Raw genomic sequence first — 25,990 nt, forward strand, 5'->3', positions numbered from 1 at the left:
CAGGAGTCTCGCACTTCCGCTCCAATCAACCTTAAATAGTTTCGTTTTAATAACAACAATCTTTACGAAAAGAGCCTTTTTTGTAAGAATAATTGGTTCTTTCCAGGCTTTATGAATACTTTCACTCCGTAAAGGGAACAAATATCCTTGTGAGAGGAGTGGAATTGATACATATGAAGATTGTAAAGGCATTATTTTTGAGGGTTGCTATTATCATATTATTTATCTTGGCCATCGAATCGACCTTGAATCATGTTTTTGGGGCTGTGCCTGAAGATCATCCTTTTGAAGAAGCGATGAGACAACATCGAATGCTTGGTCTCGAATATAAAGCGATTCATAGTGGAGGGCAAGTGGCAACGCTAATGGCATCGGCATCCGCGAGCAATGGTCCCACGACGATAGCGGAGGCAATCGAGCTCTCGAAATATCCGAAGCATGAAGTTTTGGCTACAGGATATACAGCAGGGTATGAATCAACCGGAAAGTACCCGGAAAGCCCATCCTATGGAATCACGTATTCAGGGGTGAAGGTGAAAAGGGATCTGTTTTCCACCATTGCCGCCGATCTTGCCATATTCCCTCTCGGAACCATCCTTTGGATTCCGGGCTATGGATATGGGGTTGTAGCGGACAAGGGTGGTGCGATCAAAGGGAATCACCTGGACCTATACTACGAAACGGTACAGGATGTGTACGAGAACTGGGGAAAGAAAACCCTTGAAGTATATGTTGTCCAAAAAGGGAACGGCGAGTTATCCGAACAACAGTTAAGCAGGTTGAATGAAACCAAGATCAAGCAGGTATTCAAGCCGAAAATCGCTGAGAAAACATTGAATGAGAATGTAGCTTCCTTTGCTTTTTAAAAAGGAAAGTGAAAGGCTGCCTCAATTGAGGCAGCCTTTTCTGTTTCATTTAGGACGCCCTTAGGGCATGCCTTTGTAGGCTTCAGGATGCAGAGTCTTTGCCAATATGGACAGCCCATCCAGTAAACGCGGGGAAGGCCGGCAGAATAAAGGTTCTTCCATGATGTGAATATGGTTATTCCGGACGGCCTTCATATCAGTCCACCCTTGCCGTTTCTTGACAAGCGCCGGGTTTACTTTTCGTAAAGGGACACCGACCCAAGCTAAGCAAATATGGTCGGGATCCTTTTTTTGGACCTCTTCGGAAGTAACTTGAATGCTTGCCATGTCGATATCTTCGAAAAGGTTATATCCTCCCGCAAGCGTACTGATCTCGGATAACCAATTAACTCCCCCGGGGCTGAATAAGGGATTGGGCCACCATTCCCAATACAGGGACGGCTTTGTTTCGATTTTGTCTGCGATGTTTTTATATTGAAGGATGGCATCACGGAATTTGGCAGCCTGTTCCTCTGCTTTTTCCTTAAGATCCATCGCCTCGCCCAAGGTCAGTAAATCTTTTGCGATATCTTCAAGAGATTGCGGGTTGAAGATGATATGGGGGATGTTCCGTTCCTTTAGCCCCTCAATGTTTTTTTCCATGCCCGGTACACTCAGTGAAGCCAGCACCAAATCGGGTTTTAGTGATTCCACATGATCGATATCGATCGATAAGTCGGGCCCCACTTTAGGAAGATGCTGTATGGTTTCAGGCCAATCAGAGTAGTCATCGATGGCGATCAGCTGATCTTCGATTCCTAGATATGTGCATAGTTCCGTATTGCTGGGGCAAAGAGAGATTATTTTCAAATTGAACACCTACCCTTGAAAGATGAAAAAGTGAAGTGCCAATGCAATGAATACTCCGGTCAAGGCTCCGAAAAATACCTCGATTGGCTTATGGCCCAACAGTTCCTTTAATTGCTGCTGTTTCTGTTTATCTGCTTTTTTCTGCCAGTTCTTTGCTTGCTCGACAAAGGTATTGAAGTCGGTAACGAGCTGGTTCAAGACGGCTGCCTGTTCTCCTGCCTGCCGTCTCACTCCTGTCGCGTCGAACATCGTGATGATTGCAAAGATCGCGGCAACGGCAAATACAGGGGAATCCATTCCGGTTTCGATCCCTACCGCTACGGTCAGGGCTGACACGGCCGCAGAGTGGGAGCTTGGCATACCGCCTGTGGAGTTAATGAGTGACCAGTTGACTTTACGAAATGCTATGAAGTGGATGGGCACTTTAATGAATTGAGCAAAGAAAATGGCAATCAATGCTGCGATTAAAGGGAAGTTGAGTAATAATTCCAAGAGTATCAGCCTTCTTTCTAGTTATAAGTAAAGATGAAATCCATATATGGGTAAATTACATCCTGTTCGGAATAAGGCCCTTATTATTAGTTCCATTAAGTCCTGTCTATTCCCTGCTGGTAATAGTATAATTATGATCTTTCTTATACTATTACTCTAAAGTCACCCATTCTAAACAATATACCTTGTTATTATTATTTTCGCGGACCTTATTCGAAAATTTTTGAAGATTTCGTTATAATGAATGTAATAGAATGGAGGAGGTAGCAGAATGTTCACAGTAAAAAATTCCTTAAATATAGATTTGATTGATGAATGCCTGATTCTAGGCGTATTTGACAGACCCGTAAAGTTTACAGGGATAGGAAAAGAAGCGGATGAACGATTGGATGGCCAGCTGACAGAGTTAGTGAAAGCCGGGGAAATCTCTTCCAAGAAAAAATCAGTGGTCAAAATACATACATTAGGTAAATTAAGCGTAAAGAGATTGATTTTTGTAGGATTGGGCAAGGAAAAGGAGCTATCTTTTGAAACGCTCCGCGAAGCGTTGGGAAAAGCGCGTAAGACGATTAATGAATCCAAGATTACGACACTTTCGATCGCGTTGGATACATTCACGACTGAAAATCTGGATGCATTGGACGCAGCGCACGCTTGTTCCGAGGCTTTTGAACTTGCTTCCTATAAGTTTGACGGATACAAGCAAAAATCGAACCAGGTCGAAAAAAGCCTTGAATCGATTACGGTTTACAGTGAATTTGATCAAGAAGAGGTCGGTGCCGCGCTTCATGTAGGGAGGATTTTCGGAAGGGCGACGAACTCAGCGAGAACTTTGGTCAATACACCAGGCAATTTGCTGACTTCCACGGATTTGGCGAATTATTCATCTGCCTTGGGCGAACGTTATGGTTTTGAAGTGGAGATCCTCGAGAAGGAAGACATGCTCAAGTTGGGAATGGGCGCACTCCTTGCTGTCAATAAAGGTTCGGTCGAGCCTCCGAAAATGATCGTCCTGAAGTATCAAGGTAAGGATGAATGGAAGGATGTTATCGGGTTGGTCGGTAAAGGGATCACATTCGATACGGGTGGATACTCATTGAAAACGAAGGCTGGTATCGTTGGAATGAAGACGGATATGGGCGGTGCGGCAGCCGTTTTAGGTGCAATGGAAATCATCGGCGAATTGGGACCCGACCAAAATGTCGTGGCGGTCATTCCTTCCACCGATAACATGATCAGCGGCGATGCATTCAAGCCCGATGACGTGATCACTGCCATGAGCGGCAAGACGATAGAGGTATTGAACACGGATGCGGAAGGCCGTCTGGTTTTGGCGGATGCCATGACTTACGCTAAACATCATGGTGCTGACTATCTTATTGACGTTGCCACATTAACGGGTGGTGTCATAACGGCGCTAGGCATGGATATGACGGGTGCAATGACAAATGACACGGAGTTCTATGAACAAGTGGTCAAAGCCTCAGAGGAGGCAGGGGAGCCCATTTGGAGATTGCCGATTACGGAAAAGGATAAAGAGCGGGTACGCAATAGTAAAATGGCGGATTTGAATAATTCACCTGGAGGGGCGGGACATGCGATCATGGGCGGCGCCTTCATCGGTGAATTTGCCGAAGACACTCCGTGGGTCCATCTGGATATTGCCGGAACTTCCACAACCTCGAGCAACTCCGAATTGTGCACATCGGGGGCTACCGGTGTCATGGCACGCACGCTTGCACTATTGGTTGAAACCTTTGAAACGAAGACTAGATGAACCTAAATATCCGAAGCCGAAAATAGGCTTCGGTTTTTTTACCAAAAAGGTGTTGGATGGTCGTTATGCATCCCTCCATTTCAAGCTGACGATGATATGGCAATTTTCTTCCCCTTCTTTAGGATAGAAATCAAAACGGATCCCATCGGGGTTATACGTAATATCAGGTTCGTTCTTAATTCCTATCTTTCGGATCATATCGATCACGACATTTTTTTGCGATGCTTGGGCAGCAGTCATCAACCGGTTCGAGAAAGGCTTGGATGTGGCTATGGTATCCATGACTTTTTTAACATCAAGCATCAAAGATTGCGAGGTCTTTGCCGATTTGACTAGCAGATCTGGATTGGGTGCCGAGTAGGGACGCAATGGCCGATTCCTGGCGTGAGGCGGAAATAAGATAGGATCATATAAAAAATAAGGGAAATCCTCCAAAAGGTTTCCTTCCTTTCCTTAGGTCTGTCTATAGACAGGTTTTCGTTATACGTTAAAATATGTATAAAGGCCAGCCGATATGATAGTGGTTTGTGAATGACCTTTTTCTGCAAAAAAACTTCTTGAAAATTATGATCAAAGACACACTATTATTTGTAAACTGCTTCATTGACAGGTATAGTGTATAGTAATATACTTACTTACCTAAAGTAAGGAGAAGACACACTATAAATTATTATAAAATAGGTGATGTTAACATGAAAATAACCCAGGAAACAAAAGACCTTTTAATAGATAAAATGAATATCATCAAAACCCCCGGTAAAGCTGATATATGCCTTGTGGGACCTGTGAACCTGCCGGTTGAACAGGGAGATTTCTCAACGGTTTTCCAATGGTATACATGGCTTCAGCTTGAAGGCGCGGATAATGACAAGGATACGGTGCTTGATTCGCTTTCGGAAGCGAACCTCGCTTTTGGACAGCAATCCTCCGTATTGGTTTATGGTGATTTTAAAAAGTCGGAGGATGCACTTGTCCGGATGCATAGCATCTGCCACACAGGTGATATCTTCGGCAGTAAACGCTGTGATTGCGGCTACCAGCTCCACCAATCGATGAAGATGATAGCCGAGCATGGGTGCGGGGCCATTTTTTACCTTGCGGACCATGAAGGAAGAGGGATTGGCCTGTTTTCCAAATCCCTTGCCTATTTGCTTCAGCAGGAAGGTTATGACACGGTCGAGGCGAATGAGGCTTTAGGATTCGAAGACGATACGCGATCTTACGAGGGAGCCATTCGCGTATTGAGGGAACTGCGTAAGGATCCGGTGACTTTAATCACGAACAACCCCAAAAAGCTGGATGCCCTCATGAAGCATGGACTTGCGGCAAAGGACCATATTCCGCTTTGGGGCGGTTTGACGGAGGATAATAGTTTCTATCTCGATACAAAGGTTAAGAAGTCTGGACATATTCCCAAAAAGAAGCCAACTTTGATTGTATAAGGAGAGCTATAGAATGAATGATGATCAATATTACATGAAGCTGGCACTGGATTTGGCAGCCAGTGCTAAAGGAAAGACGAATCCAAATCCAGTGGTCGGGGCAGTCATAGTGAAAGACGGTGTGATAGCCGGGACAGGGATTCACCGTAAAGCGGGTGAACCGCATGCGGAAGTACATGCTTTCAAAATGGCGGGTGAGTATGCAGAAGGTGCAACGCTTTATGTGACTCTTGAGCCTTGTTCCCATTATGGAAAGACGCCTCCTTGTGCAAATTTGGTGAGAGAATCAGGTGTCCGGCGAGTGGTGGTTGCGACTCAAGATCCGAATCCGGAAGTGGCCGGCAGAGGGATATCTATCATAAAGGATGCAGGCATTGAAGTCGAAGTCGGCGTCCTGGAAAAGGAAGCTCAAAGGCTGAATGAGCGTTTCATTCACAATATGCTGACGGATCGTCCATTTGTCATATCGAAGTATGCGATGACACTCGATGGAAAACTTGCAACCCACACAGGCCATTCAAAGTGGATAACAGGAGAAGACTCACGTCATTCCGTTCATTTGCTTCGTGATGAGGTGGATGCCATCCTAGTTGGTATCGGGACTGTGTTGGCCGATGATCCATCACTGACGACCAGACTTCCGGAGGGCGGAGGGAAAAATCCGATCCGGATCATTTTAGACAGTGAATTACGGGTTCCATTGGATGCCAAAGTTGTACAAGTATCAGATGCGAAGACCTTGATCGTAACGCAGGAAAATGCACCTGCGGATAAAATGGACCTTTTACGTGAAAAAGGGATTGAATTCATTTTCGTCCCCAAAAACGAGACTGGACTGAATCTAAAGGCATTAATGGAAGAGCTGTATAAAAAGGGGATTACGGATGTCTTGCTGGAAGGCGGAAGCGAAGTGAATGCCTCATTCCTTAGGGAAGGGCTCATCGATAAATACTTGATTTATATAGCCCCTAAACTATTGGGCGGTAGAAACTCACTAACACCGTATACTGGCATGAATGTGGATACGATGGATGAAGCGATGGATGTTTCCTTCTCTGGCGTGGAAACGTTTGGTGAGGACTTACGCATCACGGCTTATCCTAAATAAAAATAGACAACAGGTGAAGAGGCATGAAGGTTAAATCAGATGTATGCATAGTCGGTTCAGGTCCTGGAGGTGCCCTGCTGGCTTACCTATTGGCCAAGCAGGACATTTCAGTCGTATTGCTTGAAAGGCATCCTGAATTTTCAAGGGAGTTCAGGGGCGAGTTCTTGAACGATGAAGGAGAGGGCATTCTTAAAAAGCACGGTTTATTCAATAGTGTGGAAAAACTTGGCTTGCTTAGGATGGAACAAATTGAATATTGGCATGACGGCCAAATATTCAAAACCATTTTCCCAGAATGGCCTGTCGATCATGTTGGGATACATGTCCCTCAAAACCATCTGCTTACAGCCATATTGAATGAGGCCGAAAAGCTGGATTCCTTTCAATTGATGATGAATACAAGGGTTACCGGCTTGATGCAGAATGAAATGGGCCGTTTTACGGGTGTCAAGGCCCGTAATGGCGGGAATGATCTTGAAGTGCAAAGTCCATTGATAATCGGAGCGGACGGCAGGTTTTCCATCGTTCGAAAAAAAGCGGGAATACCAGTCGAGATTAAAGATCATGGCTATGATTTACTGTGGGCAAAAATTCCTGCTCCGGAGGGGTGGAGGCCTTCGATCAAGATGGCATTGGTCAATGGCTCCCAGGTTGCCCTCTTCACCCAGGCCGGAGGTTTCATCCAAATTGGCTGGAATATAGAGCATGGTTCATTTCCCCATTTGCGAAAACAGCATTTTGAACCGTTCATTGAAGATTTGCTTCTTGCCTTTCCTGAATTAAAAAAGGTTGTGTGTGAAAATATCCGCTCTTGGCAGGACTTCATTTTATTGGATGTTTACAGCAGCTATTGTGAAACGTGGACAAAGGATGGCGTTGCTTTATTAGGTGATGCAGCCCATACGATGACGCCTACAGGTGCGTTCGGACTCAATTGTGCCATGAAGGATGCTGATATATTGGCCGAGCTTATTTCTGGATGCATCCTGCAGGGGGATACTGGCTTCCTTGGACTTAAAATGGCTGAGCCAAAAAGAAAAGCCGAGATTGAAAGATTACAGGCCGTTCAGGTGGACAAGGAGATGTCCTTCGCATCAAAGTTTGCCGCCGCTTATGTTTGAATAGGAGTGAAGGATATGAAATTCGGTTTTGATATTGACGATACCCTTATTAACTTGAGGGAGTTCGCGTTCCATCTTTATAATGAAAAGCTTAATACGAACATAGAGTTAACGAAATTCAGGGCTTTAAAGACGTTGGAGATCCATGAAGCTTTCGGACTTGATAAAGAGGCTGGGGGCAAGATGTGGAACAGCCTGGCCGATGAAGTGTATTATTCATCCTGTCCAGCCTTCGAGGGCGCAGTGGAAACGCTGCAGGAGCTTGAACGCGATGGCCATGAAATCTATTACATCACCGCCAGAAAAGCGGAACATGGTGAACGGACGAAAAAATGGCTGATCGAAAACGGCTTTCCGGTTAAGGATGACCATTTTTACTGCGGGATGAAGGATCATGAAAAAATTGATACGATCCGCAAATTGGAATTGGATTATTATTTTGATGATAAACCGGCGGTGCTGGAAACGTTATTGGATATTCCAACGAAAGTGTATGCAATGGATAACTCCTATAACAGGGAATTGGATATTCCTAGACTGACAAGCTGGTTTGAATTAAAAGAAATCCTCTCCAAATAATACATTTACATGATTGACGGATGACTTGATAGACTTGGGTCATCCTTTTTTTGTATACTAATATGAATAACGGTTCATTTTTTGTTAAAAAAACAAGAGAGTCGGGGGTAATGGGATGGAGAGAAATATTGAAAAGTCATTGATAGGCACGCTGGGGATTGAAATGAAAGAAGTCGGCGAGGGGAAAGTCATTGCGACGATGCCTGTGGATGAACGTACTAGGCAGCCGTATGGTTTATTGCATGGTGGAGCGTCCGTTGCGCTTGCGGAATCCGTTGCAAGCTTTGGAGGGATGATGCTGGTAGATAGTACAAAACAAGCTGTCGTCGGCCTTGAAATCAATGCCAATCATGTTAGAGGCGTCCGTTCAGGTGTTGTTACCGCAGAGGGGAACATCATCCATCGCGGGAAGACGACGATGGTGTGGGACGTGAAGATCCGTGATGAAGAGGATCATCTTATCTGCATTTCACGCTGTACATTGGCCGTTATCGACTTACCGAAGTCAAAGTGAATCAAAAGAACAACGTAAATTGGCGCAATGATTCTACATTATCCGGTTTACGTATAATATCGCAGTAGACTATTGTATGAAAAGAGGTTTTTTTTATGCTGGTGGGTCATATACAAGAAATCACCCGTCATCCTGTAAAATCATTCACTGGTGAACAGGTACAGAAAACGAAGGTGATGGATTATGGACTATATGGAGATCGCAGCCATGCCTTTAAAGGCAAAAATGGGAAGTTCCTGACGATAACCCAGGTCCCGGAAATGGTCCGTTATCAAGCTGCTTTTTCTGGCGAGGAAGCACTTGACCAATATCCGGAAATCCAAGTGAAGACACCTTCAGGAAACGTTTTGACATGGGGAGAGGGAGCCTTTCAGGAGGAAATGGAACGGTTGTTGAAACAGGAGGCAGAACCAGTTGTTTATCATCCTGCACATATTCCGTTAGGTGCGATTGAAGAAGAAAACATCCTGCTTGTCAGTGATGCCTCGATTGGCGAATTGACTAAGCTTTGGGGAAAAGAACTGGATGGCAGGAGATTCAGGCAAAATTTGATTATATCCTTAGTGAATAAAACCCCCTTTTTAGAAGAGCAATGGTTCGGAAAAAGGATTCTAATCGGAAATGAAGTGGAATTGGAGATCAAAAGGCATTGTGAGCGCTGTATGATCATAACTGTCGATCCAAGCGATTCACATAGAGATCCATCACTGCTGAAAACTGTCGTCAAGGAAAGGGAAAATCATTTTGGCGTATATGCCTCGGTCATGCAAACAGGTGAAATCAGAGTGGGCGACCAAGTATTTTTAAAAGATTGAAACAGAAAAGAGCTGCTCCTGTAATCAGGGCAGCTCTTTTGCGATGGCAGGGATCACCGGGTTTTCTTTAAATCATCCTGGACACTCCGATCCCACATTTTTACGCCAGTATGATAAGCCGAGCGCATGATTAAATGTCCGGCAACAGGACTGGTCATGAAGATGAAGATGATCGCGAGCACGACCCGGAAATCGAAATGGCTATGTTTATAATAAAAATATAACAAGGTGCCGATCAGGATGAACATGATTCCAAGTGTCGAGCTTTTTGAGGCAGCGTGATTTCTTGTATAGACGTCGGGCAGCCGGATGATGCCGAAAGCCGAGACTAAAAAGAGAAAGACTCCCATTAATAGGAATAGGGCCGATAGGATTTCAACGATTGCGGTCATCTTCGATTATCTCCCCTTTCTCAAGGAAATTGGCGAAAGCGACCGTACCGATGAAAGATAGGATTCCGAGCAGAAGAATGGCTTCCAGATATGCACTTGTATCCATGACAATGGAGGCAAGTGCAACGATTGCGATAAGATTTATTCCCATTGCATCGAGTGCGATGACCCGATCCGGCACGGAAGGCCCTTTGATTAAACGGTATAAGAATCCAATCATGGAAAGCGAAACACCGAGCAACGCAATTTTAAGCATTAGATCGAACATTAATTGCCCACCTCCATAATCGCTTTTTCAAATGTATTTTTAATGCTGTCAACAGCCTCTTCCTTGTCGGCAATATCCATCGCGTGGATATAAAGAATCCGATTATCTTCCGATACCTCAACGACTAATGTTCCTGGTGTAAGTGTAATTAAATTCGATAGTATCGTAATTTCCCAATCCTTGGTCAGCACGGTTTCAAATGCGAATATGCCAGGCCTCATATCCAGGCTCGGTTTAAGCACGGCCTTAAGGACGCTAATGTTGGAAAGTATGAGTTCCCTTGCGAATATGAGCAGCAATAGAACGACGGCATTCACCCTTTTCAAGTAAAAACGATCATTGAAAAAATGACGGAAGACGAACATGATGCCGAGCCCCAATATATATCCGATGATAAAAGTGCTCCCGTTAAACTCATTTTTTAAAAACATCCAGATAAACGCAAGGAACACATTCAGTAAAATTTGGAATGACATCAGGCACTACTCCTTTAAAACCGCTTTGTTATAGATTTCGGGATTCATTAATGAATCTACAGCTTGTGTAATGTATGGGTAAACCGATTCTGTCCCTATTCCGAATAAAACGGAAATGATGACGAGGAGGACTGCTGGAACCAACATTTTATTAACCTTTCCATTAGTTAAGGCATGATCAGCTTTTGGAGTTCCCCAAAAGCCATGCATGAATATTTTCATGACGGAATACAGGACCATCAAGCTTGATATTAAGACAACGGCCATTCCCAAGTATGCCCCTTTTTCTGCAGCTCCCTGAAGAATAAGGAGCTTGCCGGCAAAACCGCTGAACGGCGGGATTCCAGCCAAAGATATGGCCGCTATGAAGAAGGTCCATGCAACGGCAGGGTATTGCTTGATCAAACCGCCCATGTCCCGTAAATCATCCGATCCGCTGATTTTGATCATGATGCCAACCAGCAGGAAGAGTGCAGCCTTGATCAGCATGTCATGAATGATATATAGAATGGAACCCGATAAGGCCTGTTCATTCATGACGGAGATGCCGAATAGAATAACCCCGACGGCGATGATGATATTGTAAATGATGATTTTTTTTACATCCCAATAAGCTATAGCACCAATGACACCGATGATGATGGTCAAGATTGCAAGTATCGCAAGGAATGTATGGGTGAAATCCTGGTCATGATAAAACAGCAGTGTATAGGTCCGGAAAATGGAATAGATCCCGACCTTTGTCAGCAATGCCCCGAATAGAGCCATCACTGGAATGGGCGGAGCGTAATAAGACCCAGGCAGCCATTGGAAAAGCGGGAAAATGGCTCCCTTCAAACCGAAGACGATCAGAAAGCCAATCGCTATCACCGAGATGATTCCGGGCTGGTTGACTTCCGTTATCCTTTGGCTGATGTCCGCCATGTTCAATGTTCCTACGACTGAATAAAGATACGCCACCATGATGACGAAAAAGGAAGAGGATAGTACATTGACGATGATATACTTTAATGATTCCCTCAGCTGGATTTTCGTACCTCCCAGTACAAGCAGCACGTAGGAAGCCATCAGCATGACTTCGAAGAATACGAATAGATTGAAAAGATCCCCCGTTAGGAAGGCACCGTTTACCCCGATCAGTAAAAATTGGAATACAGGATAGTAATAATGTCTTTCCCGTTCTTCCCCTATGGAGTAAAACGAATAAAGCAGTATGGCCAATCCAATGATATTCGTGGTCAGTACGAGCAGCGAAGAAAGCATATCTGCGACGATCACGATCCCGAATGGCGCATCCCAGCTACCGACGCCTAAAGTCAAGATCCCTTGAGTACGGACCGTAAACACTAGATAAAGGGAAATTACAATTCCGATAAAAGAGGAAAAAAGCGATATCCCTCTTTGCAGCTTGATTTTTTTTGCAAAGAAAATGAGCAGGATGCCTGTGAAAAGCGGCCATAAAACAGGCATGAAAGTAAGATTATTCATTCGTTTCCGTACCTCTCATTTCTTCCATGTCATCCGTACCGAGTTCCTGGTAGGTCCGATAAGCAAGTACCAGCAGAAATGATGTGACTCCAAAACTGATGACGATCGCCGTCAAGATAAGCGCTTGCGGAAGCGGATCGACATAGGATGCAGCTTCATCACTCAGCAATGGGACGGAACCGCCTTTCAAACCGCCCATCGTCAAAATCAAAAGGTGGGCGCCGTGACTGAGCAGCCCAGTACCGATTATGATTCTTAAAATGCTTTTGGAAAGCATTAAATAGGTCGCACACATAAATAGTATTCCAATGACAAATGCCATTAAAAGTTCCATTATTCACTCTCCCCTATCGTTTGAATAATGGTCATCGTTACACCAACAACCACAAGATAAACACCCAGATCAAAAAGTACCGCGGTATGAAGCGAGATGTGCCCAAGAAGCGGTAAATCAACATATTGATAAACATGTGTCATGAGGGGCACCCCGAACACCAGCCCACCGGCCACGGTCAGGCTTGATATGAACAGGCCTGAACCGATCATTAACTTATAGTCAATCGGCAAAATGCCGGTGACGGTTTTAATGTCGAAAGCGAGCAACAGCAGGACTATGGCGGCTGAAGTCATTAAACCGCCGACAAACCCGCCGCCTGGCGAATAATGCCCGCCTAAAAAGATGGCCACTGCAAACAGCAAGATAACAAAGGCGGCGACTTTCGTAACCGTTTGGAGAATCAGGTCATTTTGCTTCATGATTTATCTTTCCCCCCTGTCAAACGCAATTTGATCATCGCGAATATTCCGAGCGCAGCGATGGAAAGGACAGTGATTTCAAACATCGTATCAAGTCCGCGGAAGTCAACGAGAATGACATTTACGACGTTTTTCCCGCCTGCTTCCTTATAAGCATTTTCAAGATAGTAACTGGATATGGAATCAAATAGTTTATTGCTATGTGCCGATAAGGCAATCAATGTGACGATGACTCCTACACCAATGGATATCATGGCATTATTCAACTTGAACGTCATCCGTTCTTCCTTTCTGCTTGCCATTAACGGAAGGTGGAAGAAACAGAGCAAAAACAGCGATACCGAAATCGTTTCGATGACTAGTTGAGTCAAGGCTAAATCCGGTGCCCGCAGCAAAACGAAAAATAGGGAAATCGTATAACCGACGGCTCCTAAGATGATAATGGAAGTTAAACGGGATCTTGCAAACAGAATGGCGACCGAGCCAATCACGATGATTCCGGCTAATACCAATTCATATATGCCGATCGGGGCAAAATCCCCTGCATCCAATTTAAATGCATCCTTCCAATAGAGCGTAAAGCCCAAGGAAAGAATGAAGAAAAGGAAGATTGAAAGCAGATATGTCCGAATCGAACCTGTCATTAACACTTTCATGACGAAGGAAGCTGAACGTTCGAGCCCTCTTACCCCGTTATCATACAAAGCATTCAGGGAGATGCGTTCAGGAATCCACTGAGTGACTTTCTGCCACTTCGGAAGCGTTTTATATAATAGAATTCCAAAAGCTATGATGCCGATGGTCATCCATACTTCAGGTTTGAATCCATGCCAGAAGGCGATATGGACTTGGAAATCCGGTCCAGCCAAGCTTGGCTGTATGCCGGCTACCGCAGGTTTAATGATGGATGAAGACAGCAAGTTTGGAAAAATACCGAAAACGATGACCAACGAAGCAAGGATGATCGGGGATATCAGCATCCCGACCGGTGCCTCGTGGGGCTTCTTTTCCAAAAGTTGTAACTGAAGTTTGCCAGTAAAGGGTTTGAGCACGACAATCATGCTGTAAATAAAAGTGAATACACTGGCTACCCATGCAACCACAGGGAACAGGACCCCCCATGTCTCCATATTGAAGATATTCAATTCCAATACATTCACCATGCTGGCCAGGAACATTTCCTTGCTCAAAAAACCATTGAAGGGCGGAAGTCCAGCCATTGAAAAAGCACCTATCACAGCGACGGTGAAAGTGATCGGCATCAACTGCATCAATCCGCCAAGCTTTCTGATATCACGCGTACCGGTTTCATGATCAATGATGCCTGCAACCATGAAAAGGCTCCCTTTAAAGGTCGCATGATTAATCAAGTGGAATACTGCTGCAACCGTGGCTGCCAAGTATATATTTTCCCCCAACGTTTCATAGTGGAGTGCCGCAGCACCAAGTCCCAAAAGCGACATGATCAATCCGAGCTGACTGATGGTGGAAAAAGCGAGAATCCCCTTCAAATCAGTCTGCTTGATTGCAGAGAATGAGCCCCAGAACAGGGTGATCAATCCGGCGATCGAAACGAGCCAGAACCATAATCCTGATTCTGCAAAAACAGGGCTTAATCGGGCAACCAAATAAATGCCAGCCTTGACCATTGTGGCGGAATGAAGGTAAGCACTGACCGGAGTAGGGGCTTCCATCGCGTCAGGAAGCCAGATATGGAACGGGAACTGTGCGGATTTAGTGAACGCGCCAAGCAGCACAAGCAAAAGTGCAGGAACGAAGAGCGAGTGGTCCATAAGTTCCCCGCTTTGGGCAATCAATTCACGTATGCTGAATGTGTTCCCCATAATGGAAAGGAGAATGATGCCCCCAAGCATGCTTAAGCCTCCAAGCACAGTGATCAGCAGCGATTTCTGCGCCCCATAACGTGAACGCTCCCTCTCATTCCAATATCCTATCAATAGAAAAGATGATAAACTCGTGAATTCCCAAAACGAATAAAGGACTATTAGATTATCGGAAAGGACGACACCAAGCATCGCCCCCATGAAAAGCAAAAGGAAGACGTAAAATTGGTTCAGCTTTTCTTTCTCCTTCGATAAATAGAAAATTGAATAAAGAACGACGAGTGAACCAATACCTGTAATGAGTAAGGCAAATAAAAGCCCTAGTCCATCGACATAGAAATCAACATCTATTCCGAGAGAAGGAATCCATGTTGCGCTTTCCATGACGATATCCCCTTGTTTGGTCAAGGAAATGAACCTTGAAAAATAGGTGAAAAGGAGAATCGGTAAAATCAATACAAACCATCCTGTGTGGATTTGTCGAAATAGTTTGTACAATATCGGTACAATAAGTGCTAATAGAAACGGTGATAATACCGCCCAATGAAGTAAAGACATAAACTCCCCCCTTTTTTTAAAAACGAAGTCAGTCGTCTTATTATGCTTTTTTCACGCAATCCTAGACGTTAGGAAATCTTCGTTGAATATGTATTTTTTTATCGAATGCTTGCCTCGCTTAAAAGTATAACGCAATTTATGTGGGTTTGCATGGCTTTAAAAACGGTGAAGGCCAACTTGAATGATGTTTTATATATAGGTAGAAAAGGAGGGGGAACCGTCCTGAAAAATTTATTAAAAAAGTTTTTCAACGGTGAATGAGTAGAGTATCCATTGTGAAATCGTGGATTATCTTGCATAATATAGGATAAAAGACACATGGATGGAGAAATCATGAAAAACACGTATTTATTTAGCTATTTACCAATCATTTCAATCCTATTATTCAGCCTCTCCTTTGCCATTTATGGGGAAATGCAAATGCTCAAGTTATTTGGGAATTTGGGAATCTACCAAGGGATGCTGGAATTCTTTTCTGAAGCCGGCATCAAGCTGGCGCTGCTGATCGTATTGCTCCTTTTATTCTTCATGGTTTTTGCTGCATTGAAGCTGATCTCCGATACGATATTGGAGCTGTCTTTATTATTCTTTTCCAAGGATTCGGAGGGTAAAGCCCTGAACAGTGTAAGAAAGGGGTCTGTCATTTATGTGATTGGCGGTGCCTGTTCATTGTTCAGCGTTCAATTCATCTTCGGGCTTGGGTCGATCTTTATCGCGACGAATGTCGTGGCTTTAATTTATTTTGTCAATAAGTTGAGCCCGAGCCTGAATTTGTCGAGGCTAGTGGGATTGGTCTTCTTTCCAATCTTCGTTTGGACGGCACTGATTTCAATAGTCGCTTATGCGGGATTGAAGCTCTATAACAGCGTCATTGCAAGTCTTCCCATATAGCGAAAAAGAAGGTGCCATTGCGGCACCTTACAGAATGTAGACAATAATGAGTTGCCTACAGTTTTTTTGAGGAAATGTAAGAAGGTTGATTTCCACTCCAGGCACTCGCTTTCCGCGGGCGGTCCGCCCTCGGCGCCAGCGCCTGCGGGGTCTTCCTTTGACGCGCTTTTCCCGCAGGAGTCTCGAACACCCGCTCCAATCAACTTTGTTTTAACATTTAGATGGAACTTCTTTTGTCGACAACAGGAAGGTGCCATCAGACTGTAGACAAACTCGATAATATCAAAGCAAGCGGCTAGCATTGTCTTGGCTAGCTGGTTATTCGCCAGGAGTGTCGCGAATTTTTTCAATCTATTGAGGTTTCATCCCCTGTAAAACAAATCATGGAGTAGACCATGTCTTGTTTTAAAATCATGGTAATAATTCCATGATCAAATCGTGTCAGGGATTGAGATCATTCCGAACCTCATTTTATTGACAAACTAAGAAGGTGCCATTGCGGCACCTTCTTTTTTCACTCGGCAGTCTGGCTGATATCTTTCCAAATCAATAGATGGGGTGAATGTGAATAAATGGATTGTAGATTGGATGGCTTGTCCCTTCCAATCCAAACCCCTGTTGTATAGTTTGCTGTCAGACCGACAAACCACATGTCTTTGACATCATTGGTCGTACCGGTTTTACCGCCGACATAATCTGTAGGAAAGTAGGCTTTGCGTGCTGTTCCGGATAGGGTTGTTTCATGGAGCAGTTGCCGCATCTTGGCTACGGTGCGTTTGTTCCATATCTCCTTGGAGCGGTCTTTCCATTTATAAAGGACTTTACCTTCTTGGTCGGTGACTTTTGTAATGGCACGCGCTGGCTGATAGTTTCCGTCATGGAAGGAAGTATAGGCATTTGTGAGTTCAAGGGGACTCATGCCATATTCGAATCCGCCTATTGCCGAACTCGTATGGTGGTCTTTTTTGCTCACCTTTTTAAAGTCGAAAGCATCCAGGTACTTGAAACTCGTTTCCATCCCCGTCTTTTCAAAGAATCTTATGGCGGGTGTGTTATAGGACTGAGCGAAGGCAGTTCTAAGTTTGACCATCCCATAGCTGTCGCCGCTATAATTCTTTGGACAATAGCTATTGCTGCAATAGCTTGCTCCGCTTACGAGCTGATTGATGTCAGCATCCGTTTCTTCTAAATAGGGAGCATAATCGAGAAGCGGCTTAATCGCTGACCCTGGCTGCCTATAGCTTTGGTATGCACGGTTGAAAGAATTTTTTTTATAATCTTTTCCCCCAATCAAAGAGACAAGCTCGTGCGTATGATGCTGTATAACCACTAAAGCTCCCTCGATATCATTGACACCGATTTTTGATTGTACAGCAGTCTTTGATTGTGTTTGCAGTTTAGTATCGAGTGCGGTATGGATGGTTACACCGGAATTCAAAAGCTTTTTGACCTTTTTATCCAACTCGGCTTCCGCGTTCTTAAGTATAGCGACATCTGTGCTTTGCAGAGATTTGTCGAGACCCTCGGAGGATGCCACCAGGTTTTTCAATTCCTGATGAACATATGTCACGTAATCGGGATGTAAGTCGACCGGGGTGGACAAGTCTAATTTAATCGTACTTTTGATAAGCTTTTCGTACTCGGCCTGTTCTAAAGCACCATTGGCAACCATTTGTTCCAGCATTCTCTCCTGACGCTTTTTCGTCGCATCGAAATGTTCAAGGGGATTATAGTATTCCGGATTATTAGGGATTGCGGCAAGGAAGGCAAGTTCCGCCTTGGTTAACTCTTCAGTCGGTTTACTGAAATAATATTGGGAAGCAGCTTCGATTCCATAAGCTCCATTACTGAAATAGATGGCATTCAAATACAGCTCCATGATTTCCGGTTTTGATTTTTTTCGCTCTATCTGATAGGCATAAATGAGTTCGCTGAGTTTTCGGTTATATGTCCTATCATGTGATAGATAAACATTCCTGGCCAGTTGCTGGGTAATGGTACTGCCGCCTTGTTCGATTGTTTTATTTTGTGAATTGATAAGAAGCGCCCTGCTTATGCCGGATAGGTCGATTCCTGCATGATCATAAAATTTCTGGTCCTCTGTAACGATGAACAGATTTTCCAGGAAAAGGGGGATGTCTTCAAGTTTTAAGTAAGTCCGTTTCTCACCAGTGGAAATTTCACTGATGACCTTTCCATTTGCGGCCTTCATGTAACTATTCTGAGCCAGTTCTATCGATTCAACAGGAATCCGCTCGTCGAGTACATGATAGGGAGATTGCGCTAAGGACCACTCCTGATGGGAAAGGAAAATGAAAAGGATCAATACGGGAACTAAGAGGGAAATCGTGATATAGCCAAGATACGTGCGCATAGTTCAACTTCCTAACTAATATATTTTTAGTATGTCCTTGGAATGAAGGAATGAAAAAATGGTACTTTTGGCTCATTCATCCATCATAATCCAAAAGAGGTAGACAATAAAGAGTTTTGGGTAAATTAGGTATGACGGCGAGCGCGGTATCCGAATGGCAAAGAAATAACTTTCTAAATCTTCTGTTATAATAATCTCGTGAGAAAAAACCATGTTTGTTTATATGTTGATGTCAGGAATATGAAGGGGGTCATAAAAATGGAGGAACAACAGCAATATGTATTCATAGATTTTGAATTTACGATGCCGGAAGGAAAAGCCAATCCAACGGGGTTTTATCCGGAAATCATTGAGGTTGGTTTAGTCACCGTCATTAATGAGACCATTGAGGAACAATTCTCATCTTTTGTTAACCCATTGAAATTTCCAGTTTTAACGGGAAGATGCAAGAAGTTCTTGAACATTACCCAGGATCAGGTGGACCGGGGGATTTCATTTGAAGAGCTGGTTGCGTTATTGAAGAAAATAGATGAACAGCACCCGACGACGATTGTTACTTGGGGAAATATGGACATGAAGGTGCTTCGCCAGAATTGTCAGAAGGCAGGATTGGATTTCCCTTTTTCAGGTAAGGAAAATGATCTATGCCTGGAGTATAAACGCTTTTTCGGGGATCAAAATCAAACCGGACTTTGGAAAGCTGTACAGGCCTATGGCAAAGAAGGGACAGGCAAGCATCATAGGGCGCTCGATGATGCGATTACGACATATAATATCTTTAAGTTAGTGGAGAAAGATAAAAGTTATATGAAAAATCATGAACCGACGACAATTGGCGACCGCATTGATTTATCAAAGGTATTGAATCATTTAGCGTTATAAAAGCCAAATCATATACTACTGATTTGGCTTTTAAGCTTTATTTGAAATAATCCGCCGCTAGATCTTCAAGCAACTGTAAGCTTTTATCATTCCACTCTGTTTGGGCTTCGCTTAAAGTGCCTTTCATTTTATCAACAGCTTCTCTTAAGGATTCCTTATACTCCGGAATCTCCTCATCGAAAGTCCTTACCATATTTTTTGGTACATTGGTTTGTTCCCGGAATGCAAGAGCACGCCGCTGATGGAACATGGACACTTCCGTTTGCTTCGGGTTATGAAGATCTCCTTGCATGGGGTGCTTCAAAACAGCCAACACTTTAACAAGATATGCAGCAGGTCTGATATCGGTGACTTCCCCGATGTATTTTCCAGTTTTATATATGGCGGTAACCTTATCGCCGATTTTAAAATCCTGTTCTGACATTTCCCTACCACCTTTCTTTTAACTTCCTTCATGATACATAAGAACAACGATTTTTTACAGCGAATTTGTTCAATTTCGTAAAGATGCTTTTTTTATGAAAATCGTGTAAAGTGTACAAATGAAGATGGAAAATGGTGTTTCATGCCATTTTATTTTAAAAAGAAAGAGGTTATGTACAATGACAAACTTTCCGCAATTAACAAGTGAAGTTTTGGAAAATGAAAAAGCGGTCATCATGCAAACGACGATGGGCGATATTAAAATTAAACTATTCCCTGAACTGGCTCCAAAGACAGTGGAGAATTTCTTGACACATGCTGAAAACGGTTATTACGAAGGAATCATCTTCCACCGTGTCATCAAGGATTTCATGCTTCAAGGCGGAGATCCTACAGGGACTGGAATGGGTGGAGAAAGTATTTGGGGAGCTCCATTTGAGGACGAGTTCTCCATGCAATTATTCAATTTGCGCGGAGCTCTTTCCATGGCTAATGCAGGCCCGGGAACAAACGGCAGCCAATTCTTCGTCGTACAAGCCCAGCACGTGGACAGCAGGATGGGTGAGCAAATGAAGCAAGCCGGTTATCCGGAAGAAATCATCAGTGCTTATATGGAACAAGGAGGCACACCATGGCTGGATCATAAACACTCTGTTTTTGGACAAGTGGTCGAAGGCATGGACGTTGTTGATACGATTGCTAACGTAGAGACAGTTGCGGGAGACAAGCCAGCAGTGGACGTTGTCATTAAAGGGATCACCATTTTATAAATAAAAGATAAGCGAGGGGCTCAGTGCCTCTCGTTTTTTATGTTTTAGTGGATTAGGCCCACTAGTGGATTGTTCTGGTAATTGATATAATGAGAGAATGCAGTTTAATTCCCTATCAGGAAGGATGTAACGGATGGACTTTCTCAATCATGCTTTACTAGGTTTGTTTCTTTACTTTCCGGAAGACAAGACTGAATATATCTCGGCTGGTATAACTTGCTTCATTTTTTTAGTGGCGGCCGTTTTTACGATGAGGGCGATTATAAGATATTCAAAGAAGGAAGAATTGAAAACGAAGCAATTCGAAGATGAGGTCACCAGAAGGAACCAGCGTATAAAGGATGATACCATTTCCTGATCCCGGAAGGATGCCTGCATCGCGAGCCCCGTTTTTTGATATTGATTATCTGAATATGAATGGTATTATGTTTTGTTAGAAGGTCGTAAAGAATTAAATGTTCCCTTCTTAGCATAAGCATTTTATACTATAAGCATAGAGATAGAAACTTTGGGGGCGTAATTGGTTATGCAAATCGTAGCTAAAAGAATGATTGCGGCAGATACGGTCAAGGACTTTTTCATTCAGCACTGGGAGACGACTCAAGTCGTTTTTTCAAGAGGCTTGTTTCATTATGCGGAACTTGAGGGTTTTGGGGTGATGGACGAGAATGGAAAAATCACGGGATTGGGAACATACAAATTATCCGACCATGTATGTCAGATCATCTCTTTGAACAGTGAGCATGAGAATCAAGGTGTGGGCTCATCATTGCTTTATGTGATGGAAAATATCGCTAAGGAAAAAAAGTGCCATACTATTAAAGCGATTACAACGAACGATAATCTACAGGCGTTGAAGTTTTTTCAAAAGCGTGGTTATGTCATTTCGGAAATCGTTAAAAATGCCGTGGAAGAATCACGGAAAATCAAGCCGGAAATACCATTTTACAGTTTTGATGGAATTCCGATCCGAGACGAGATCATACTGGAGAAATGCTTATAATAAGGTGAAATTCACCTGGATATTGATAGGGGGAATGGTTATGTTTAAGAAAATGGCGGCTGATGCCCTTGGTCTTAGTGATATTGGAAGTGTGATTAGTCCTGCAGATTATGACAAGGTGGATGCAGATGATTATATCATGCATGAAGATGGGGAAAAAATTTATTTCCTGATTAAATCGAAAACCGATGAGTACTGTTTCACGAATCAAGCGTTCATACATTTGGACGGCACAAGTGCGATTAGCAAAAAGCGAACACTTACAAGATATAGCTACAGCCAGTATACGATTTCCAATGCCACGCTTGAAACCGCAGGGACAGTGGATTTGGATGCAGAAATTAAATTTTCGATCGGTGCAAAGACTTTCTCCATTGATGTCCATAAGAAATTCATTGAAGAATTAAAAGACTTGTTCAAATCACTCGTGAAAATATCGGAAATTTGCCATGAGAATGAATTTGCCCTTCAATATGCCCAGCAAAGCGTAAACCTTGCTTCTTCCACTTTGAACCAGGTTCGAACTGATGGAAGCCAAATGGCTGCAAGCTTCAAGGAAATTAATTCGGCCGCTTTCGAATGGTTGATGGACAGCCGGAAAAAGTACCATGTGAAAGATTTTGGCTTTGTTTTTGAGAAATATATCAATAATTAAAAAAGAAGGCGAACACAGAATGATGTGTCCGCCTTTCTTTTTTAATTATTCAAATCACTCAATCCCGGGCTATGCTCATTTGGCATATCCGGCATTTCAGGGACCGGGAATCCTTTTGGCGGCTCGGTAACAGCAAGGTTTCCGCCATTTCGGCTCGGTGTCTCCCCTTGGAAAATCTGGCTGATCCGTGTTTGATCCATCCTGAAATTGAATTGGGCATTATGGTAGCCTAAATCCACATATTTGCGACATTCAGGATATTTGTTCAAATCATAATTAGGCACAGGGAAGATTTTCCCCCAGTCGACCCCAAGCGTTTCCAATGCCTTGGCAAATGCATTTTGGTGGGCATTGTCGCGAACCATTAAAAATGCCAGTGTTTCGCGCATTGTTTTATTGGAACTCATTTCATAAATCCTGGACTTTTGCAGGACTCCCGTAGATTCAAGCATGACATTATTCAAAAGGTTGGCCACAAGATTACCGTGATCATAAACCCATGATCCGTTCCATGGATTGCCGCCAGCATCAACGGGCAGGGATGCTTTCGCACCGATGATGAAATGGTGAGGGTTTGCGCCGCCTTTGATGACTTCATCCAATGGAGCGTCATCGATACCGGAATCTCCAGGCATATCCCCGCCAGCATCATTCAGCAGCTGATTGATGGTAGATTGGACAAGTTCAACGTGGCTCAATTCCTCCAAGAAAACTCCACGAATTAAATCACGATATTGTTTTGCCTTGCCACGGAAGTTGGCGCTTTGGAAAGAATATTGCATCATCGTCCGCATTTCACCGAATTGCCCTCCAAGCGTTTCCTGGAGCACTTTTGCAGCATTTGGATCAGGCTTATCGGGAACGATCATATTGATTAAGTCTTCTTTATAGAAATACAAATGGAAGCCCTCCTTAAAATTAATATTTCTAAGTTAGCTTCTGTTATCTGAATTAATTTATTCCTAAGGTAAAAAGTACCTTTATGGAATGACGGGAAGAGAGAAATACTAGAGGGAAGAACGATTTTGAAAGGATGTTGCACATGCTATCCAATCAGCAGCTAAAAGAATTTCAACAGCAATTGCAGCAAACGAAGCAAGAGTTGGAAGAACGATTAAGTGATTCAGGCAACCACGATTTAAGAAGAAGCATGGAGGATTCGACTGGTGAGTTATCGAGTTACGATAATCATCCCGGAGATGAAGGAACCGAGCTATATGAACGGGAAAAGGATTTGGCCCTTACCGAGCATGATCGGGATGAAATAAGGGATATTGAACGAGCACTTTCTGCCATCGAGGCAGGTGAGTATGGCAAATGCGAGGTTTGTTCAAAGGAAATACCTCTTGAACGTTTGAAAGCAATCCCTACAACGACTTATTGTGTCGAGCATACTCCCTCACAGGAAACTTCGGACAATCGGCCGGTGGAAGAGGAAGTGCTCGGACCCCCATTCGGGAGGTTTGATTATGATGACCGGCATGAATCGGTTGCCTACGATGCGGAAGATTCTTGGCAGGATGTTGCCAGTTATGGAACATCTGAATCGCCTTCCGATTTCGTAAATCCGCCAAACGATTACGAAGATATGTATGTCGAGTCCGAAGAAAATGTCGGCTATGTCGAAAATTATGAAAATTTCGTTGGTGTGGATATGTACGGGAAAGAGGTAACGGTTTATCCAAACTCCCAATATGAAGAATTGAAGGAAGAACTTTTTGAAGAAAATATTCAAACCCCGTTTGGGGATTTGCCCCGATATGAGCATGATCCTTATGTGGATGAAGAAAAAGATTAAAATGAAGAACCAGGATTCTAAGCCTGGTTCTTTTTTCATTTAAGAAAAAGCCAATTTCAACCGGTTTAGCCCATCCATCATGACGCTGCGTGAACAACCGAGATTCATTCGGACGAAACCTTCTCCGCCAGGTCCGTATTTAGAACCAGGCTCCAATGCGAGCTTCCCTTGATGGATCAGTCGATCCTTTATTTCCTTGTCGTTCAATCCAAGGTCACGGCAGTCAATCCATAAAAGGTAAGAGGCTTCCGGATGCATGACATGCAGTGAAGGGATTTCGGCTGCAATGAATTCCTCTGCCACTTTTATATTCTCCTCAATGTAGCCTATCATGTCTTCAAGCCATTCCAAGCCCTCCCGATACGCGGCTTCCATTGCTGTTAAGGCAAAGATGTTAAGACCATGGAAGGCCAGTTTCGTTTGCGCCATTTGCAGTTGCTTCTGCAATCTTTCATTACTGGTGATCAGGAATGAGGCCTGAAGGCCGGCAATATTGAATGTTTTGCTTGGCGCCATCAATGTAACGGTCCTATCCGCTAATTTTTCTGAAAGGGAGCCAATCGGATAATGCTTGGATGTTGTATGGAATAAGTCAGCGTGTATCTCATCACTGACGATGACTACATCATATTTTTCACATAGCTCCCCGATCCGTAGGAGTTCATCCTTTGTCCAAACGCGTCCGCCAGGGTTATGCGGACTGCAAAAAAGGAATAGTTTCACTCCGCTTTTCAGCTTGTCCTCAAAATCGTTGAAATCAATCTCGAAGCGGTCCTTTTCTATGATAAGGGGACTATTGACCACTTCCCGGTCATTATTTTTGATCATATCAAAAAATGGGGTATAGACGGGAGATTGTAACAGTATTTTATCGCCCGGGTTCGTGAATGCCTGGATCGTTGTACCGATTGCGGAAACGACGCCGGAGCTGAATGAAATCCACTTCTTATCGATTTGCCAGGAGTGACGGTCTTTAAGCCAGCTTTGAATTTCAGTGAAGACCGTTTCAGAAGGGACGGTATAGCCGAAAATCGGATGATTCAAGCGTTCCATCAATGCCTTTTGAATGCCCTTAGGAGATGGGAAGTCCATATCGGCAACCCACATTGGCAGAACATCCTCGCGCCCATATAAGGATGTGAGGGAGTTTTTATCCCATTTTGCAGACCCTGAATTTTCCCTGCTGATTTGTTCTTCAAAAATTGATTTGTTCAAAATATCCACCACCGAATAAAAATTTGTCGTCTTCGCGAAAAGCCTGTTGTTATGATACTATGATATCATGTTCTTTGAAAATATTGAGCAGGTGATAAATTAGATGGATACACAGCAAATGAATTTAGCGTTGGTTGCCGTTTTACAAGAATGGGACCCTTTCAAGATAGGTTGGGATCTATATGAGCCGGAAATTGCAGATACGGTCGTAGCAATCCGGGATATAGATGACCCGAAGGAACTGGCGGAAAAAATAAAATCCATTTACGAGTTCGCATTGATGAATCCATTCAGATGGAAAAGTGCCTGGACGTTGCACGAAAGCTGCTCATCATAAAAAATGATGCCAGCTGTTCGATATAAAGTTGAAAAAGGTGTACCCGGAAATCAGGGGCACCTTTTTTACGTAGTTTTTTGCTCTTACCCATAGTTTGTTCAGTTAACTGATGGTTTGTGCAGTATACTCGTGAAATTCAGTGATTTACTCGTGAGATTCGTCGATTTACTGGTGAAATTCAGTGATTTACTCGTGAGTTTCGGTGATTTACTCGTGAATTTCAGTGATTTACTCGTGAGTTTCGGTGATTTACTCGTGAATTGTGCTTTTACTCGTAAGTTTGTGTAATTTACTCGT

Annotated in this window: 30 protein-coding genes and 1 pseudogene; 16 read left to right on the top strand and 15 right to left on the bottom strand. The window is 43.6% G+C overall.

Features of this window, described 5'->3' with window-relative positions:
- Window positions 1-173 precede the first annotated feature (173 nt).
- The gene (locus tag ADA55_RS22235; protein WP_048687644.1) at window positions 174-866 is read left to right on the top strand and encodes a 3D domain-containing protein; all 693 of its coding nucleotides are present in this window, start codon (window positions 174-176) and stop codon (window positions 864-866) included.
- Window positions 867-926: 60 nt separating this feature from the next.
- Here ADA55_RS22235 and ADA55_RS22240 read toward each other — a convergent pair whose 3' ends face one another.
- Window positions 927-1,715, bottom strand: coding sequence for a cobalamin-binding protein (locus ADA55_RS22240; RefSeq protein WP_048687645.1), 789 nt, complete (start codon window positions 1,713-1,715; stop codon window positions 927-929).
- Window positions 1,716-1,724: 9 nt separating this feature from the next.
- Window positions 1,725-2,207 (bottom strand): divergent PAP2 family protein, encoded by a 483-nt coding sequence (locus ADA55_RS22245; RefSeq protein ID WP_034310222.1) that lies wholly within the window; start codon window positions 2,205-2,207, stop codon window positions 1,725-1,727.
- Window positions 2,208-2,478: 271 nt separating this feature from the next.
- Here ADA55_RS22245 and ADA55_RS22250 point away from each other — a divergent pair, with 271 nt between their 5' ends.
- Complete coding sequence (locus tag ADA55_RS22250; protein WP_048687646.1) at window positions 2,479-3,984, top strand: leucyl aminopeptidase; 1,506 nt, start codon at window positions 2,479-2,481, stop codon at window positions 3,982-3,984.
- 63 nt (window positions 3,985-4,047) lie between these two features.
- Here ADA55_RS22250 and ADA55_RS22255 read toward each other — a convergent pair whose 3' ends face one another.
- Window positions 4,048-4,419 carry a hypothetical protein gene (locus tag ADA55_RS22255; RefSeq protein ID WP_048687647.1) on the bottom strand — a complete coding sequence of 124 codons (372 nt, stop codon included), beginning with the start codon at window positions 4,417-4,419 and terminating at the stop codon, window positions 4,048-4,050.
- A gap of 257 nt (window positions 4,420-4,676) precedes the next feature.
- Here ADA55_RS22255 and ADA55_RS22260 point away from each other — a divergent pair, with 257 nt between their 5' ends.
- The 6 genes from ADA55_RS22260 (at window position 4,677) to ADA55_RS22285 (ending at window position 9,563) form a co-directional block, all read left to right on the top strand.
- Window positions 4,677-5,426 (top strand): GTP cyclohydrolase II, encoded by a 750-nt coding sequence (locus ADA55_RS22260; protein WP_048687648.1) that lies wholly within the window; start codon window positions 4,677-4,679, stop codon window positions 5,424-5,426.
- A gap of 13 nt (window positions 5,427-5,439) precedes the next feature.
- Window positions 5,440-6,534: a bifunctional diaminohydroxyphosphoribosylaminopyrimidine deaminase/5-amino-6-(5-phosphoribosylamino)uracil reductase RibD gene (gene ribD, locus ADA55_RS22265; RefSeq protein ID WP_048687649.1), complete on the top strand. Its 1,095-nt coding sequence runs from the start codon at window positions 5,440-5,442 to the stop codon at window positions 6,532-6,534.
- Between the two features lie 23 nt (window positions 6,535-6,557).
- Window positions 6,558-7,655, top strand: coding sequence for an FAD-dependent monooxygenase (locus ADA55_RS22270; RefSeq protein WP_048687650.1), 1,098 nt, complete (start codon window positions 6,558-6,560; stop codon window positions 7,653-7,655).
- A 15-nt stretch (window positions 7,656-7,670) separates the two neighbouring features.
- A complete protein-coding gene (locus tag ADA55_RS22275; RefSeq protein ID WP_034310235.1) occupies window positions 7,671-8,234 on the top strand; it encodes a 5' nucleotidase, NT5C type in 564 nt (187 codons plus the stop codon).
- 115 nt (window positions 8,235-8,349) lie between these two features.
- On the top strand, window positions 8,350-8,748 hold the full coding sequence (locus ADA55_RS22280) for a hotdog fold thioesterase (RefSeq protein WP_048687651.1): 399 nt from the start codon (window positions 8,350-8,352) through the stop codon (window positions 8,746-8,748).
- 95 nt (window positions 8,749-8,843) lie between these two features.
- Entirely contained in the window at window positions 8,844-9,563 is a 720-nt protein-coding gene (locus ADA55_RS22285; RefSeq protein WP_048687652.1) for an MOSC domain-containing protein, read from the top strand.
- Window positions 9,564-9,616: 53 nt separating this feature from the next.
- Here ADA55_RS22285 and mnhG read toward each other — a convergent pair whose 3' ends face one another.
- The 7 genes from mnhG to ADA55_RS22320 are packed head-to-tail and all read right to left on the bottom strand — an operon-like array spanning window position 9,617 to window position 15,345.
- A complete protein-coding gene (gene mnhG, locus ADA55_RS22290) occupies window positions 9,617-9,955 on the bottom strand; it encodes a monovalent cation/H(+) antiporter subunit G (RefSeq protein ID WP_048687653.1) in 339 nt (112 codons plus the stop codon).
- Window positions 9,939-10,211 (bottom strand): Na(+)/H(+) antiporter subunit F1, encoded by a 273-nt coding sequence (locus ADA55_RS22295; protein WP_375792924.1) that lies wholly within the window; start codon window positions 10,209-10,211, stop codon window positions 9,939-9,941. The genes mnhG and ADA55_RS22295 overlap by 17 nt, the downstream gene beginning before the upstream one ends.
- 11 nt (window positions 10,212-10,222) lie before the next feature.
- A complete protein-coding gene (locus tag ADA55_RS22300; protein ID WP_048687655.1) occupies window positions 10,223-10,699 on the bottom strand; it encodes a Na+/H+ antiporter subunit E in 477 nt (158 codons plus the stop codon).
- Between the two features lie 6 nt (window positions 10,700-10,705).
- Window positions 10,706-12,187, bottom strand: a complete 1,482-nt coding sequence (locus tag ADA55_RS22305) for a Na+/H+ antiporter subunit D (RefSeq protein WP_048687656.1) — start codon at window positions 12,185-12,187, stop codon at window positions 10,706-10,708.
- A complete protein-coding gene (locus tag ADA55_RS22310) occupies window positions 12,180-12,521 on the bottom strand; it encodes a Na(+)/H(+) antiporter subunit C (protein WP_048687657.1) in 342 nt (113 codons plus the stop codon). Before ADA55_RS22310 ends, ADA55_RS22305 begins: the two co-directional genes overlap by 8 nt.
- Complete coding sequence (locus ADA55_RS22315; RefSeq protein WP_034310256.1) at window positions 12,521-12,943, bottom strand: Na(+)/H(+) antiporter subunit B; 423 nt, start codon at window positions 12,941-12,943, stop codon at window positions 12,521-12,523. Before ADA55_RS22315 ends, ADA55_RS22310 begins: the two co-directional genes overlap by 1 nt.
- Entirely contained in the window at window positions 12,940-15,345 is a 2,406-nt protein-coding gene (locus ADA55_RS22320; protein WP_048687658.1) for a Na+/H+ antiporter subunit A, read from the bottom strand. Before ADA55_RS22320 ends, ADA55_RS22315 begins: the two co-directional genes overlap by 4 nt.
- 318 nt (window positions 15,346-15,663) lie before the next feature.
- Here ADA55_RS22320 and ADA55_RS22325 point away from each other — a divergent pair, with 318 nt between their 5' ends.
- The gene (locus tag ADA55_RS22325) at window positions 15,664-16,236 is read left to right on the top strand and encodes a DUF5366 family protein (RefSeq protein ID WP_226990530.1); all 573 of its coding nucleotides are present in this window, start codon (window positions 15,664-15,666) and stop codon (window positions 16,234-16,236) included.
- Between the two features lie 514 nt (window positions 16,237-16,750).
- Here the strand turns inward: ADA55_RS22325 and ADA55_RS22335 are convergent.
- Window positions 16,751-18,610 carry a transglycosylase domain-containing protein gene (locus ADA55_RS22335; protein WP_048687660.1) on the bottom strand — a complete coding sequence of 620 codons (1,860 nt, stop codon included), beginning with the start codon at window positions 18,608-18,610 and terminating at the stop codon, window positions 16,751-16,753.
- A gap of 258 nt (window positions 18,611-18,868) precedes the next feature.
- On the opposite strand from ADA55_RS22335, the gene kapD reads away from it, so the two are divergent.
- Entirely contained in the window at window positions 18,869-19,492 is a 624-nt protein-coding gene (gene kapD / locus ADA55_RS22340; RefSeq protein ID WP_034310264.1) for a 3'-5' exonuclease KapD, read from the top strand.
- A 37-nt stretch (window positions 19,493-19,529) separates the two neighbouring features.
- Here the strand turns inward: kapD and ADA55_RS22345 are convergent, their stop codons facing one another.
- Window positions 19,530-19,916: a kinase-associated lipoprotein B gene (locus tag ADA55_RS22345; protein ID WP_034310268.1), complete on the bottom strand. Its 387-nt coding sequence runs from the start codon at window positions 19,914-19,916 to the stop codon at window positions 19,530-19,532.
- A gap of 178 nt (window positions 19,917-20,094) precedes the next feature.
- Here ADA55_RS22345 and ADA55_RS22350 point away from each other — a divergent pair, with 178 nt between their 5' ends.
- The 4 genes from ADA55_RS22350 to ADA55_RS22365 all read left to right on the top strand — a co-directional run bounded on the left by ADA55_RS22350 (window position 20,095) and on the right by ADA55_RS22365 (window position 22,343).
- On the top strand, window positions 20,095-20,685 hold the full coding sequence (locus ADA55_RS22350; protein ID WP_034310270.1) for a peptidylprolyl isomerase: 591 nt from the start codon (window positions 20,095-20,097) through the stop codon (window positions 20,683-20,685).
- Between the two features lie 133 nt (window positions 20,686-20,818).
- A complete protein-coding gene (locus ADA55_RS22355) occupies window positions 20,819-21,043 on the top strand; it encodes a hypothetical protein (RefSeq protein ID WP_034310272.1) in 225 nt (74 codons plus the stop codon).
- Between the two features lie 168 nt (window positions 21,044-21,211).
- Window positions 21,212-21,688 carry a GNAT family N-acetyltransferase gene (locus ADA55_RS22360; protein WP_048687661.1) on the top strand — a complete coding sequence of 159 codons (477 nt, stop codon included), beginning with the start codon at window positions 21,212-21,214 and terminating at the stop codon, window positions 21,686-21,688.
- Between the two features lie 40 nt (window positions 21,689-21,728).
- Window positions 21,729-22,343: a PH domain-containing protein gene (locus tag ADA55_RS22365; RefSeq protein ID WP_048687662.1), complete on the top strand. Its 615-nt coding sequence runs from the start codon at window positions 21,729-21,731 to the stop codon at window positions 22,341-22,343.
- A 41-nt stretch (window positions 22,344-22,384) separates the two neighbouring features.
- Here ADA55_RS22365 and ADA55_RS22370 read toward each other — a convergent pair whose 3' ends face one another.
- Window positions 22,385-23,242, bottom strand: a complete 858-nt coding sequence (locus tag ADA55_RS22370) for a manganese catalase family protein (RefSeq protein WP_048687663.1) — start codon at window positions 23,240-23,242, stop codon at window positions 22,385-22,387.
- A 143-nt stretch (window positions 23,243-23,385) separates the two neighbouring features.
- Here ADA55_RS22370 and ADA55_RS22375 point away from each other — a divergent pair, with 143 nt between their 5' ends.
- A complete protein-coding gene (locus ADA55_RS22375; protein ID WP_048687664.1) occupies window positions 23,386-24,141 on the top strand; it encodes a TraR/DksA C4-type zinc finger protein in 756 nt (251 codons plus the stop codon).
- Between the two features lie 39 nt (window positions 24,142-24,180).
- On the opposite strand, the gene ADA55_RS22380 is transcribed toward ADA55_RS22375, so the two are convergent.
- A complete protein-coding gene (locus ADA55_RS22380; RefSeq protein WP_048687665.1) occupies window positions 24,181-25,356 on the bottom strand; it encodes a MalY/PatB family protein in 1,176 nt (391 codons plus the stop codon).
- Window positions 25,357-25,474: 118 nt separating this feature from the next.
- Here ADA55_RS22380 and ADA55_RS22385 point away from each other — a divergent pair.
- A pseudogene (locus ADA55_RS22385) lies at window positions 25,475-25,719 on the top strand (DUF1871 family protein).
- 72 nt (window positions 25,720-25,791) lie between these two features.
- Here the strand turns inward: ADA55_RS22385 and ADA55_RS30785 are convergent.
- Window positions 25,792-25,990: hypothetical protein (locus ADA55_RS30785; protein WP_204375311.1), on the bottom strand; the 199-nt coding region annotated here is incomplete at its 5' end.

Source organism: Bacillus sp. 220_BSPC, from assembly GCF_001054655.1.
In the GTDB taxonomy this organism is placed as follows: Bacteria; Bacillota; Bacilli; order Bacillales; family DSM-1321; genus Peribacillus; species Peribacillus frigoritolerans.